A 13,247-nucleotide genomic window follows, 5' to 3' on the forward strand; every position below is an offset into this window, starting at 1 on the left:
CCGGGAGAACTGTACATTGGCGGTGCGGGACTGGCGAGGGGTTACTGGAACCGGCCTGAACTGACTGCTGAGCGTTTTGTGGCGAACCCATTCGCGACGGCCGAAGACAAGGCGAAAGGCTATACCCGCCTGTACAAAACGGGCGATTTGGTGCGCTGGCGGCCGGACGGCAATCTGGAATATCTGGGGCGCAATGACTTTCAGGTCAAAATCCGCGGTTACCGCATTGAACTGGGCGAAATTGAAAATGCCCTCGCTTCTCATCCGCAGGTGAAACAGGCCGTGGTGATTGACCGCGAGCACAACGGGAATAAAGTGCTGGCCGCCTATCTGGTGGCAGAAGAAGCACTGTCCGATGAAGCCCTGATTAAACACCTCTCTGCCCATTTGCCGGATTATATGCTACCTGCCAGCCTTACCCGCATTGAATCCGTGCCGCTGACCTTGAACGGCAAGCTGGATCGCCGCGCCCTGCCGGAGCCGGTATGGGGAACGCAGGACAGTTATGCCGCTCCCCGTAATACACTGGAAACCCAACTGTGTGCTATCTGGCAGGCGGTATTGGGCTTAGAACGCGTTGGTATTGAAGATAACTTCTTCCGCATTGGTGGCAATTCCTTAACAGCGATTAAACTGACCGCAGCAATACGCAATGAAATAGACATTGATATTCCTTTAAATATTTTGTTTAGCTACAAATGTATTGCTTTGTTAGCTCAATGGCTGGAAATAGGCAGTGTTAAACCTGATTTACTTAATTTCTTAACACCAGAATCAACGGCAACAAAGAAACTGTTTATGGTTCATCCGGCTAATAGCGGTAGTGAAGTATATGCCTCTCTGGCAAATACATTATCTGATGCGTATAACTGCATAGGCATCAATAATTATAATCACTGTATGGATAATCAAACAGATTCTCTACAGAAGATAACTCAAATCTACATGGAGTTAATCCTGACAGAAACTTCTATTGATCAACCTATTCGCATTTTAGGTTGGTCATTGGGAGGGCAATTAGCTATAGAAATTGCATTTCAATTAGAACAGCTAGGCGCAAAAGAGATTCATTTATTTTTATTAGATACTATTATCAATAACGATGAGATAAAAGATCTTAAGAGTAAACTGGATATGCCAAGTGAATATAAGAAAGCCACCCAAAAATTGCAGGAAATGGGGGCAAGCGATGCTTATATCAATACAGTATTGGGAGCAATACCGCTTGAGCTTAACATAGCGAATGGTAATTTAAGTGGGAAATTGGCACATACAAACATCACCTTATTTAAAGCGGGCAGAACAAACCCATACTATAAAGAAGGCGTTGGATTTGAGCTTGGTCAATTAACAAAGAAAATCCCGGATAATAATATTTCTCAATTTACAGTCAATCCATTAGTAATTACATTGATTGATGATTTTTATCATGAGAATATTATTGAAGCCGTTTCCATTATCAGCACAGAAATAATCAACACATTATCAATTAAAGATAATATAAGTTAATTTGATTACGATTAATGAGGCCAGCAAAACTGGCCTCATATTTTCTTATCTCTTTTTGATCAAAAAACTTTGTTTGCGCAATTTCCAATAGAATTAACCTTAGTTGATAAATTGAGCGGTTATCCAGCCTTGCAACAACCTTCGTCTGATGATGAGGTCAAGTCAGGTCTTCACCATGGCATAGCAATATTGCAGGCAATTGTGGTAACCGGTGTTCCTTCATAACAGGACCGGGCTTGATTAGACACAGATCTGTTTCAAACAAAAAGAAAAATCCGTATAATCCACCCCCTGCAAAGAATCCCTATAAGAAATCTATCGTCGATACGATCGGCAATGGTGAGAAGTCGCAATGAATCAGAAAGATACGAGAAAAGAAACACTTGAATTCAACAAGCTCCAGAAACGCCTGAGGAGAAGTGTTGGTAATGCTATTATTGATTACAATATGATTGAAGATAATGATGTTGTAATGGCATGTATCAGTGGCGGCAAAGATTCATTTGCGATGTTAGATATTCTATTGAATCTGCAAAAGGCTGCGCCAATAAAATTTGAAGTCGTTGCAGTAAACCTTGATCAGAAACAGCCTGGTTTTCCTGAGTACATCTTACCTCAATATTTTGAAAGTCTGGATATTCCCTACTACATAGTCGACAAAGACACGTACTCAGTGGTGAAAGAAAAAGTACCGGAAGGCAAAACCACTTGTGGCTTGTGTTCAAGATTGCGCCGGGGCACGCTCTATTCTTTTGCAGAAAAAATTGGGGCGACGAAAATTGCACTTGGACATCATTTAGATGACATTGTTGAGACCCTGTTTCTTAATATGTTTCACGGTTCACGAATGAAAGCAATGCCGCCAAAGCTGCGTTCTGATGATAGCCGTAATGTTGTCATAAGGCCGCTGGCATATTGCCGGGAAAAAGATCTGATTAAGTATGCGGAACACAAAGAATTCCCAATCATTCCTTGCAATTTATGTGGTTCCCAAGAAAACCTACAGCGCAAGGCAATCAAAGCAATGTTGGTGGATTGGGACAAGAAAACACCGGGCAGAGTAGAAAGTATTTTCAAATCTCTGCAAAATGTTAGCCCAAGCCAATTGGCCGATAGAACGCTTTTCGACTTTGTTAACCTGCCATTGTCCCGCGAGGGAGAAAGAGAAGAGTATGCGTTTAACGAAGCGGTCGTATCATCAACGAACATTGATGAAGCAATGTTTATTGATGTTACAAACATTTAAAAGCACATACTTAGACCTTGTTTAGTATTTTGTGTAATCGCCACTTCCGATTAAACTGTTTTTTATCCATAGTATCTCCATTGTATGAACATAGCCGCGCTTTTGCGCGGCATTGGCTCATCCAAGCTAACGTCAGACTCATCCTCTTTCTCTTAAAGAAAGATATCTGGTTTCACATCAAAACGTTCGGAAAGCGCTTTGATATGTGCAATAGTTAATGAGCGTTTGCCCGAAAAAATTTGGCTGATAAGTGATTTTGAACCTATCTCTTTTTGTAAATCTGAGTATGACAGGCCATGTTGATCCATCAACACACGTAGAGCAGCTACACCAGTAGGTGTAACGACTCGCAATCGAAATCCCTCAAGCTCGCAATCAGCACAATTTTCGGCTCAGATTAAGTGACAATGAAAATCCTCCCGGGCTCACATTAAGTGATAATGAGCTCGCATTTATCTTTTCCGGCTCGCCATCCATTGCCCCGGGCTCACAATAACTGCAAATGAAATTTACGCAGATTGTATAAGCCATACTATGATTTCCTCCATGTCGGGGTAGCTGTCGGATCTGGATTGCACTGTGTCCTGACTACACACTACTTTTCATGTTATTGAGAGGAAATTATGATTAGATATATTTTTATGTTTTTTATTGAGAGGAAATTATGATTAGATATATTTTTATGTTTTTTATTTTGACACCTTTCTTTTGTGGCGCTGCTGAGAACGGCTTTAATCACCCTGGTGTCTTTGTAAGTTTAAAACAGTTGCAATATGTTAAGGATAATCTATCCAGAGAGCCGTGGAAGTCAGCCTACGAAAAGGTTTTACAAGACCCTCTCGCTGACAAACATTATGAACCAACCCCCTGGAGTACTGTTGAATGTGGTTCCTCTTCTAATCCAAATAATGGATGTACGGATGAAGTAAGGGATGCTCAAGCCGCTTATACACAGGCGCTGTTGTGGAGGCTTAGTGGTGAGACTGTCTACGCTGAAAATGTACGCAAGATTTTGAATGCCTGGGCTAATACCCTCACGGGGGGACATACTAATAGCAATGGACCATTGCAGGCATCCTGGGCCGCAACAATGTTTACCCGGGCGGCTGAAATTGTTAAGTACACTTATACCAGTTGGCCTCAATCAGAAAAAAACAAGGTGACTAAATTATTTGCCGAGCAGTATTACCCCGACATTTCACGAATGTTTTCCGGTAGCTACGCTTGTTATAATAAGAACTGGCATGCAAGTGCGATAGAGGCGATGTTAAATATTGCAATTTTCAATAAAAATACGAATTGGTTCAATAGTGCCATTGAAAAATGGCACAGCCTTGTCCCGTCCTATATTTATCTGTCGTCCGATGGTTCCAGACCTAAAAACGCATCATGGTGTTCACGCAATGACTCACAAATAAATGCATACTGGAATAACCCCAAAAGCTATGTTGATGGTTTGACACAGGAAAGTTGCCGTGATTTTGAGCATACTGCTTACGGCCTGGCAGCCATAATCAATACTGCCGAGACAGCCAGGTTGCAGCATATTGATTTATATCAGAATAAGTCCAGCAATGCTCAGATGCGCATTATTAAAGCTATGGAATTGCACAGTGCATACCAGACTGCTGCGTTATCTGATAAATTATGCCAAAACTATGATGGCTACAAACTCAATACTAAAGGTACATTTGAAGTCGGATTTAACCAGTACTCTGTACGCCAAGGACTTGACCTCCCTCACACTTCTGAATTTCTGGTAAGCACCAGGCCAACCAAAGGGCATTTTCATTACCTCTGGGAGACATTAACTCACGGTTTAGTTGGTGATCGTAACTAAGATAACTGACCTTCCTGTGGGCAAAGCCATATTAAACCCGTCCGTTTTAGGTAAACCCAAAGCAGACAATCCGGTGAGACAGTTTTTCTGTCTCATTTGGGTTGTTTTCGTCTCATCCTGGTGTTACGTTTTCATCATCTAGAGTTAAACGAGACAGTTTTCATCATTATGGCACTTTACGGCTATGCCCGCGTTTCAACCAGTGATCAGGATCTTACCCTGCAGACACAAATTCTCCGCGCTGCCGGTTGTGAAATCATTCGTGCAGAAAAAGCCAGTGGAAGCAGCCGGACCGGAAGGAGCGAGTTGCAGCTATTACTGGAGTTCCTGCGCCCCGGTGATACGTTGATGGTGACCCGAGTGGATCGCCTGGCCCGCAGCATTAAGGATCTGCAGGATATTGTATATGTCCTGAATCAGCAGGGCGTAACGCTCAGGGCAACAGAACAGCCAGTGGACACACGCTCGGCAGCAGGTAAGGCATTCCTCGATATGCTGGGCGTTTTCGCTGAGTTTGAAACCAATCTGCGACGTGAACGCCAGATGGAAGGGATTGCCGCGGCGAAAGCACGGGGCGTGTACCGCGGAAGAAAGCCCTCAATAGACCCTGCGGAGGTCTGGCGCCTGTACACTATGGAGAAGATGGGGGCCACGGCCATTGCCCGCCAGCTTGGGATAGGGAGGGCCTCAGTCTACCGGGCCCTGGAAAATTATGAGCAGCCGGCGTAGCGCTATCCCGGCTGACTCCCTGTTGCAACTGCGGCAACGGCTTGATCGCCTGCCGCCAAAAAGTCCTGAACGGGCCACTCAGATTACCGCTGCTGCTCAGCTGTATGGTATTTCAGTCACAACTGTCTATCGCGCCCTTCGTCTGGTCCTGAGACCACGAACGGCTCACCGCAGCGATCATGGGCGGCCCCGCATACTGCCTCCGTCCGAACTGGAGCATTACTGTGAGCTGATTGCCGCGCTGAAGCTGCGAACCACGAATAAATCCGGCCGCCATCTGTCAACCGGGCGGGCAATACAGTTGCTGGAAGAGCACGGCGTGGAGACGGTTCAGGGATTGATCAAAAGCCCCAAAGGATTACTTCGAAAACAAACAGTTAATCGCTGGCTTTCCCGCTGGCGTCTCGACCAGCCCCGACTGTTGCGTGAGCCTCCGGCGGTACGATTTCAGGCCGAAAACAGCAACGACTGCTGGCAGTTTGATATGTCACCGTCCGATCTCAAGCATATTGAACGGCCTGACTGGATTGATCCTGCCCGGGGCGAACCCACACTGATGTTGTTCAGCGTTGTGGATGACCGGAGCGGTGTTGCTTACCAGGAATACCGATGTGTGTATGGCGAAGATGCGGAGTCAGCGCTACGTTTTCTCTTCAACGCCATGGCACCAAAAGCCAGAGCTGACTTTCCTTTCCAGGGCCGCCCGAAAATGCTGTACCTCGATAATGGACCTGTGGCCAAAAGCCATGTATTCCAGAATGTGATGCAGTCCCTGAAGATTGACTGGCTGACGCATACACCTGCAGGTAAGGATGGCACCCGGACGACGGCACGGTCCAAAGGTAAAGTAGAGCGTCCGTTCAGAACCGTCAAAGAGGCGCATGAAACCCTGTACCATTTCCATAAACCAGAGACGGAGCTGCAGGCCAACGAATGGCTCTGGAACTATCTGAGCCGTTATAACGCGCAGCGTCACCGCAGCGAGAAACACTCCCGACTGGAGGACTGGCTGGCAAATATCCCCCAGGACGGCGTGAGAGATATGTGCAGTTGGGAACAATACTGTCGGTTCGCCCGGGAGCCTGAGTCCCGCAAGGTGGGTGTTGATGCGCGGGTAACGATAGACGGCACCGCATGGGAAGTTGAACCGGATATGGCGGGTGAAACCGTTATTCTGCTGTGGGGGCTGTTTGACGAAGAGATGTATGTGGAGTTTACCGGTGAAACATGGGGTCCTTATTATCCGGTATCGGGGCCTGTGCCGCTACACCGTTACCGGACGTTCAGGCGCGGTAAAGCGGCTGAACGAGCCGATCGTATCCATGCTCTGGCCAGGCAGCTGAACATCCCCATCAGCGCATTGTCCGGCAGCGATCTCCGCGTGGTCAGTGATGACACTCAGCAGCGCATTGATGAGTTGCCACATCAGCCCTTTGATGCCCGAAAATTTGAATACCACTTTCCCACCGTCATCGCGGCAAAACTGGCTATTGCCGACGATCTGGCCATACCGCTGGCCAGAATGTCGGATGAAGACCGGGCGTTTATCGACAGTATTTTGACTGAGACGCTTAACCGTAGTGAAGTACTCGCCCGCATCAGAGACTATTTTCGTAACAGACAATCAGGAGAAGACCATGCGGGTTGAAGTAATGGAGCATTATGGACTGACGCAGTCTATTGAACAGGCGGGGTATTATGAAACTGCCCACCATAAGCAGTTGATGAAAGACATTAAAGGGGCGATACGCGAAGGACGACTGATAGCCGTCTGTGGCGTGGTCGGGAGTGGCAAAACGGTCACCCTGCGACGCCTGCAGCAGCAACTGATGGATGAAAACAAAATTATTGTCGCCCGCTCCCTGTCGGTGGACAAACACAGTGTCCGGCTCGCCACGCTGATTAACGCCCTGTTTTACGATCTGGCGCAGGATAAGCAGGTGCAGATCCCCAAACAGGGTGAACGCCGTGAGCGAGAACTGCAGGAGCTGGTCAAAAAAGGTAAGCGCCCGGTAGCTCTGTTTGTTGATGAAGCGCATGACCTGAACGGAAATACACTGACGGGGTTCAAACGGTTGATGGAAGTGGTCGAGGATGGTGGCGGAAGGTTATCTGTCGTTCTGGCCGGTCATCCAAAGCTGCGTAATGACCTGCGTCGTCCGACGATGGAGGAAATTGGCTATCGTACCGATATTTTTACGCTGGACGGGATCACCGGCAGCCAGCGCGAGTACATCCAGTGGCTGCTGAAAACCAGCACTGGCAAAGGTAAGCCGGAAGATATTCTGACGACCGAAGCTGTCGACCTGCTGGCAATGAAACTGCGTACACCGCTGCAGGTTCAGTTGCACCTGACGCTGGCAATGGAAGCAGGATACCAGACAGGCGAAAAACCAATAACAGCCACGCTGGTTGAGTCCGTTCTGTCACGCCAGCTGGATGACCTTGAGCCGACACTCACGCGACATGGTTACAGGTTGAAAGACATGGTAGAGCAGTTTGATGCAAAACCTGCTGAAATCAGGGCATTATTTAACAATCAACTGGATCCTGCCCGCACAGCTGAGCTTCGTGACAGAATGCTGGCGGTTGGCTTGCCGATATGACGATGTTGATTTGCAGTTATTGTGAGCCCGGCGAAATGGATTGCGAGCCGGGCAGGATAAATGCGAACCCATTATCACTTAATGTGAGTCGGAAGCGGTTTTCATTTGCAGTTAATGTGGGCCGAAATCTGCGCTGATTGCGAGTCGGGGGGATTTCGATTGCGAGCCGCTACAGTTATGGTATGCTTGGGAGCCTCGTCTGAAACGGATCATTGCTCATCCGTTTGGAAAAAGAAGCAAAAAAACACTCAGGAAACTGCTCAAGAAGCTTGCCTCGTTTAATGTTGTGTTCTGGTGTACCGATAATTTCAAGGCGTACAATCTCCTACCCGAAAACCAACATCTCGTCGGAAAGAGTTTTACCCAACGTATTGAGCGAGAAAATTGGACTTTACGCCCCCGAATTAAGCGGCTCAATCGCAAGACACTCGGTTATTCTAAATCCCCCGAACTGCACGATAAAATCATTGGTACATTCATTGAACGTCATTACTATATTTGATACTCATTAACAGATTGAATACATGACCTAACTTGCTATATGATCAGACTGCATGATCTTCGATTAATTATATGAATTCATGTAGTAAGTAATAATTTTAATATCTTATTATCCTTTCCATTTTTGTTATAAACTATAATGATCAGAATCACCTGATAATTAATTATTAAAGTTATAACTTGTTGTTATAGATATAATGTCACTCAATAAGTACACTCGTCAACAAATAACATATTCGTATTGAGCTTATGTTTATATATCATGCAGGAAATTTATCTATTACAGAAATGGTTATTTTACTTACTTCACTATATTAATGAAAAATAAAAATAATTTATATTGTGGTCTGTTGACGTTTTGTGAGAGATTATTAGACAGCATGATGATTTATTTTAATTACTTCCGCAAAAAACAACCAGATCTCATCATCATGCTGCAAACTATGTTAACAGAATCTTCATTGGAATAAGCTATTTGTGTTAATGCAACACATGGATTGGGTTTATGACAAACCTGAGTGCCATTTAACCTTAGAAGGCAATATACCAGTAAGGGCGGAGCTGACTATAATAACCCGTTATATATTGGGTACTAGAGTGGTGAGTCTTCCTAAAATTTGCATATCCCGCCAAAGGGACCCATTCGCTTTTTAAGCTCCTGAAAAAACGTTCCATCGGGCTGTTATCCCAGCAATTTCCCCGCCGACTCAGGCTTTGTTTGATGCCATAACGCTGCAATAATCGTCTGAACGCTTTGCTGGTATAGTGGCTGCTTTGATCACGGTGAAACAGGATCCCTTGCGGCCGCCTTCTTGATTCAAATGCCATTTCTAACGCTTTCTTCGTCAGCTCAGCGTCTGGCGAGCAAGATATCGCCCAACCGATAGGCTTACGTGCAAACAAGTCGAGAACCACCGCCAAATAGGCCCAACCTTTTCCGGTCCAAATATAGGTCACATCACCACACCAAATCTGATTGGGCTCGGTGACCGCAAACTGACGGTCAAGATGGTTAGGAATATCAACATGTTCTTACTCCTTTCGTGAAGAGCGGTGTTTTGGCTGCTGACGGCTGACCTGCCCCAATTCAGCCATTAACTTCCCGGCCAGCCAGCGACCTAATGGCCCGCCTTTGCCGGTCACTAGGATGGCAATGGTTCGTGCACCGGCTAAACCGTGGCTCTCGTTAAACGCCTCGCGCACCAGACTTTTCAATTTCACCCGGTTAGGATCTGGGTGTTTTCCCCGCTTATGCCAGGCCTGATAACTATTACGATGAATCCCGAACAGTTGGCAAAGGAAAGCCACCGGATAATGCACTCTGAATTGCTCGATTAACGAGAACTGTTCAGGGAGTCCGACATCAAGAGTGCTGACGTTTTTTTAAGACTTCGTTTTCCATTTCAAGGCGTTGGAGTTTCTTTTTCAGTTCACGGAGTTCAATTTGCTCCGGCGTGATGGGCGAGGCTTTGGAGGATTGACCTTGTCGCTCCTGCTTTAATTGGTGAACCCATCGCCCCATCGCGAACTGACTGACATTCATGGCGCTGGCGGCTTCGGCAATACTGTCGTTTTGATCCAGCACTAATTGGGCTGACTCTAATTTAAACTCGGGGCTGAAACTTCTTTTCATCCTGTCACCTGTTGAATTATCGAAGTGAGAATATCACCTCTATGACGGTGACCAAAATTAGGGTGCCACATCAGCATTCATAATTATTGTCAATAACTTCTCTTCTTCATATCTTCCCCCATCTTTTAGGGCGGGGGAGCACTATATATCTCCCCTGCCCTTTTACTGTTATGCAGAACAACTACTTGTCTTAACAACTGAAAAAAGGATTCCTTTCGACTTGATTACTTCCGTGAAACCTAAAGCGCAACGGGAAATCAAAGGCAAGTCCTTATTCGTTCATATTAGTTGTAATACACCGTACAGTCATACGTCGAAATATACGGTGGTTGATACAACCCGCCAGTGATATTTCCAACTTTCATTTGCAGGGTGATCCTACAGTCTGCCGGAATATTCGATCCTGCAGCATTGACCGTAGTCGAGCTACTGGCTACATCCAAAAACGCTTCCCATGCAGCAGAATTATTTGGAGTGGTAATAACAAGACGCAACGTGATTTGATTTTGCCAACCAGCCCAATTGAGCCGGTTATAATTACACAGAATGGTGCTTACAACTCCCCCTGACGGATTTTGTCCACTTAAAGGAGCCAAAGTCGCACCAGAAATAAACACTCCGCCTTGAGTTGGTTTAGGCCCTGAATTAGCGCGATACCAACTTGGTCCGGCTTGTTGCGCCAGATTGTCCTCTGCTTCTGTTTGCTGTTGTAGTAGCTCCAGCATGGATGAATCTTCTTTGGTTAGATCTATTGGGGTTAATGATACGGTTTGTCCCTCTTTCAACAACACATCAGGGGGAAGAATTAGCTTATTCATTCACATTCTCCTAATTTATCTCGAAAAGATGGTGCCGAGCATTAAATCATCACTCTGAAAGGCAACACAATCGATAATGCTGTACTGATGTCCATTATAAATTGGCAGAATAGGGTTTATTGATATCAGAGGAGAGCTTGCTATCCCTTTATACTTCTGAAATTTGGCTCAAGCGTTATGTCGGATAGCTGCTTCAATATCATGTTTAGCTAAGTGCTGCTGTAGTTTGTCTCGATTTTTTGATTTCACAACATAATGATAATAAGCGTTCCCCGGTTTTCCCGTCCCTAGATCCATTCCAGTTGTTGTATTGAATAATTCCTTATCATAGAAAGCTGAAATTTCTTTGCGACGTTGCAACCACCGATCTAGGTAACTGAGTTTTAATATTTAATACCACCGCTTGTAGAGTATCAAGACGCGAATTCATACCAAATAAGACAGATTCATTACGTGTCTGCAATCCATGATTACGAGCAAGTTTTGCATATTCAGCGATCTTCGGGTTAATAGTGATGAGAACTCCACCATCACCAAAATTTCCCAGTGTTTTCAGTGGGTGTAGTGAAAAAGCTGCAGCATCACCTAATGTACCAACCTGTAGGCCATTGATAGTGGTTCCAATAGCTTGGGCACAATCTTCAATAACAGACACCCCCCTCATGCGACACAACATTGTGACATCCATTTTTCTAAATTTGTTCGGATAGGTCGAACGCCTGCTCTTGAATATTGTTGCATTTAATCATATCACGGCCTTTTAAATTTTTCGTGTGACAGCAGCAAGTGCGATGGCAGCGATTCCAATAGCACTGACGATTGCAGTAAGTATCAACGTTTCAGAATATCCGACCGTTGCACCTATGATTCCTGCTCCAAGGTAAATGAATGGATGTGCACCACTGGTAACAAAGGTATCAACAGCTACAACTTTTCCAAGGTCTTTTTCCGGAGAGAGGATTTGCATAGAAGTTGCCCAACCAGTAAGCCAAGATGCTTCAACAATTCCAACAAACATTGCCCCCAGAATTACCATCCAAGCTAAGCCACCCATACCCAATAAAAGCATTGCACTACAGAGAAATAAACCACAGATCACAGCAAGAAGTATCAGGCGCTGATGACCGGCAGTAAGTACCGTGACAACAGATCCAATACATGCACCAGCCCCCGAAGCTGCTAGACAAAACCCCCACATTGTATCGCTGAATCGATCGCTGATTGCATATGGAGCGACGACTAAGAAAATTGGAAAACACAATACATTCAGGATCAAAGTAGCGATAAACCCGAGTGACAAAACAGAGTTACCAGTAATGACTGTGATGCCGTTCAATACCTCTCGTATGGAGAATTTATCGTCGGAGTTGCGAGACCCGATATCGGGTATCAGGGCAGTAAAAAGAGCCGCGGCGAAAAACGTAATACCATCAATCAATATTCCCCATACAGGATCCCATAATATGATCATAACGCCTACTGTGGCAGGGAAAACCACAGCCACAAAGTTATCAACAAAATTCATGGCTCCGTTCCCTGCGACTAAGGCTTGCTTGGGTAGTAAATTCACGAGCATAACTTGAACACATGGTCGAGAAACACCAATTCCAATACCAAATATTAAATAGGCAAGTACTAATCCCCACCACGGGGCGCTTAACACAAGCAACATAGTTGCAGCAACTTGCGCCAATCCTCTGATGGTATCTGTCGTGATAAGAATATGCTTTGGTGACTTTCTGTCTGCCAGCAACCCACCAGCGACAGCGCCAATGACCGTCCCCAACCCTACCGCAGCCATGACAACTCCGAACACTTCTCCACTAAGTTTGGCATGGATCAGAGCAACTGGAAGAGCTGCCAAACAGACTGCATCACCAATCATTGACAAACCTTGACCAATAAGTAATTTCCGGAATGATGGAGAGCGTAACACCTCGGAATAAGGTGATACGCGTTCAGCGAATGAAGTCATTCTGTTTCTCCGCAAATATAGATGCGCCCATCGGAGCAAGATGTGGTAGTGAGTTTCTTCTCCCCACAATAGATATCCACAATACCATCTGCAAGTACAGTGATCATAAGTCGTCGTCCACGGAAATAAATTACGAACCGATAGGAATTCCAATCAGATGGTAATCAGGGGCAAAGATAAAGTCTTTCATCATCAACACGAAGTCCAGCTAAACCTTCAACAAGCCCTTGTAGTGAATCACAAAATCAGTACACATCCCCCGCCCATAACATCAATCAGCATGGAATCTGCATGGGTGTTAATAAATCTTAGTTAAGAAATATTTCTCGTACAGGACATCCGCGACTTTGCCGTCGTACACGAATCAACATTGAATATGCAGAGAAATTT

Annotated in this window: 10 protein-coding genes and 4 pseudogenes; 7 read left to right on the forward strand and 7 right to left on the reverse strand. The window is 45.5% G+C overall.

The genetic code is table 11. The features are described from left to right. Together Xenpb_RS10440 and ttcA are read left to right on the forward strand one after the other, a co-directional pair. On the forward strand, window positions 1–1,509 hold a 1,509-nt coding region (locus Xenpb_RS10440; protein WP_187654267.1), incomplete at its 5' end, for a thioesterase domain-containing protein. Between the two features lie 352 nt (window positions 1,510–1,861). Next, window positions 1,862–2,755, forward strand: coding sequence for a tRNA 2-thiocytidine(32) synthetase TtcA (gene ttcA / locus Xenpb_RS10445; RefSeq protein WP_099115850.1), 894 nt, complete (start codon window positions 1,862–1,864; stop codon window positions 2,753–2,755). A gap of 152 nt (window positions 2,756–2,907) precedes the next feature. Here ttcA and Xenpb_RS10450 read toward each other — a convergent pair. Continuing rightward, window positions 2,908–3,093, reverse strand: a pseudogene (locus tag Xenpb_RS10450) (type II toxin-antitoxin system HigA family antitoxin); the annotation flags it as partial. Window positions 3,094–3,419: 326 nt separating this feature from the next. On the opposite strand from Xenpb_RS10450, the gene Xenpb_RS10455 reads away from it, so the two are divergent. The 5 genes and pseudogenes from Xenpb_RS10455 to Xenpb_RS10475 all read left to right on the forward strand — a co-directional run. Then, window positions 3,420–4,595, forward strand: a complete 1,176-nt coding sequence (locus tag Xenpb_RS10455; RefSeq protein ID WP_187654268.1) for an alginate lyase family protein — start codon at window positions 3,420–3,422, stop codon at window positions 4,593–4,595. Window positions 4,596–4,763: 168 nt separating this feature from the next. Then, window positions 4,764–5,324, forward strand: a complete 561-nt coding sequence (locus Xenpb_RS10460) for a recombinase family protein (protein WP_187654269.1) — start codon at window positions 4,764–4,766, stop codon at window positions 5,322–5,324. Then, window positions 5,308–6,972, forward strand: coding sequence for a DDE-type integrase/transposase/recombinase (locus Xenpb_RS10465; protein WP_187654270.1), 1,665 nt, complete (start codon window positions 5,308–5,310; stop codon window positions 6,970–6,972). Before Xenpb_RS10460 ends, Xenpb_RS10465 begins: the two co-directional genes overlap by 17 nt. Then, window positions 6,905–7,930: an ExeA family protein gene (locus Xenpb_RS10470; RefSeq protein WP_187654271.1), complete on the forward strand. Its 1,026-nt coding sequence runs from the start codon at window positions 6,905–6,907 to the stop codon at window positions 7,928–7,930. The genes Xenpb_RS10465 and Xenpb_RS10470 overlap by 68 nt, the downstream gene beginning before the upstream one ends. A gap of 175 nt (window positions 7,931–8,105) precedes the next feature. Further along, window positions 8,106–8,432: pseudogene (locus Xenpb_RS10475) on the forward strand (IS1 family transposase); the annotation flags it as partial. A gap of 530 nt (window positions 8,433–8,962) precedes the next feature. Here Xenpb_RS10475 and Xenpb_RS10480 read toward each other — a convergent pair. From Xenpb_RS10480 to Xenpb_RS20460, 6 genes and pseudogenes are all read right to left on the reverse strand, one after another. Next, window positions 8,963–10,064: pseudogene (locus Xenpb_RS10480) on the reverse strand (IS3 family transposase). 284 nt (window positions 10,065–10,348) lie between these two features. Continuing rightward, window positions 10,349–10,882, reverse strand: a complete 534-nt coding sequence (locus Xenpb_RS10485) for a hypothetical protein (RefSeq protein ID WP_187654272.1) — start codon at window positions 10,880–10,882, stop codon at window positions 10,349–10,351. 168 nt (window positions 10,883–11,050) lie between these two features. Continuing rightward, a complete protein-coding gene (locus Xenpb_RS20455; protein ID WP_222942943.1) occupies window positions 11,051–11,242 on the reverse strand; it encodes a hypothetical protein in 192 nt (63 codons plus the stop codon). Continuing rightward, complete coding sequence (locus Xenpb_RS19680) at window positions 11,208–11,570, reverse strand: DegT/DnrJ/EryC1/StrS family aminotransferase (protein ID WP_368666814.1); 363 nt, start codon at window positions 11,568–11,570, stop codon at window positions 11,208–11,210. Before Xenpb_RS19680 ends, Xenpb_RS20455 begins: the two co-directional genes overlap by 35 nt. 72 nt (window positions 11,571–11,642) lie before the next feature. After that, window positions 11,643–12,857 carry an MFS transporter gene (locus Xenpb_RS10495; protein ID WP_187654273.1) on the reverse strand — a complete coding sequence of 405 codons (1,215 nt, stop codon included), beginning with the start codon at window positions 12,855–12,857 and terminating at the stop codon, window positions 11,643–11,645. Further along, a pseudogene (locus tag Xenpb_RS20460) lies at window positions 12,854–13,009 on the reverse strand (hypothetical protein); the annotation flags it as partial. The pseudogene Xenpb_RS20460 and the gene Xenpb_RS10495, both read right to left, overlap by 4 nt. Window positions 13,010–13,247: the final 238 nt, after the last annotated feature.

The organism is Xenorhabdus sp. PB62.4 (assembly GCF_014467285.1).
Taxonomy (GTDB): domain Bacteria; phylum Pseudomonadota; class Gammaproteobacteria; order Enterobacterales; family Enterobacteriaceae; genus Xenorhabdus.

Bases quoted from the DNA above. Each gene is read 5' to 3' on its own strand.
- ttcA (WP_099115850.1), top strand. From the start codon at position 1,862: ATGAATCAGAAAGATACGAGAAAAGAAACACTTGAATTCAACAAGCTC.
- Xenpb_RS10455 (WP_187654268.1), top strand. From the start codon at position 3,420: ATGATTAGATATATTTTTATGTTTTTTATTTTGACACCTTTCTTTTGT.
- Xenpb_RS10460 (WP_187654269.1), top strand. From the start codon at position 4,764: ATGGCACTTTACGGCTATGCCCGCGTTTCAACCAGTGATCAGGATCTT.
- Xenpb_RS10465 (WP_187654270.1), top strand. From the start codon at position 5,308: ATGAGCAGCCGGCGTAGCGCTATCCCGGCTGACTCCCTGTTGCAACTG.
- Xenpb_RS10485 (WP_187654272.1), bottom strand. From the start codon at position 10,882: ATGAATAAGCTAATTCTTCCCCCTGATGTGTTGTTGAAAGAGGGACAA.
- Xenpb_RS19680 (WP_368666814.1), bottom strand. From the start codon at position 11,570: ATGGATGTCACAATGTTGTGTCGCATGAGGGGGGTGTCTGTTATTGAA.
- Xenpb_RS10495 (WP_187654273.1), bottom strand. From the start codon at position 12,857: ATGACTTCATTCGCTGAACGCGTATCACCTTATTCCGAGGTGTTACGC.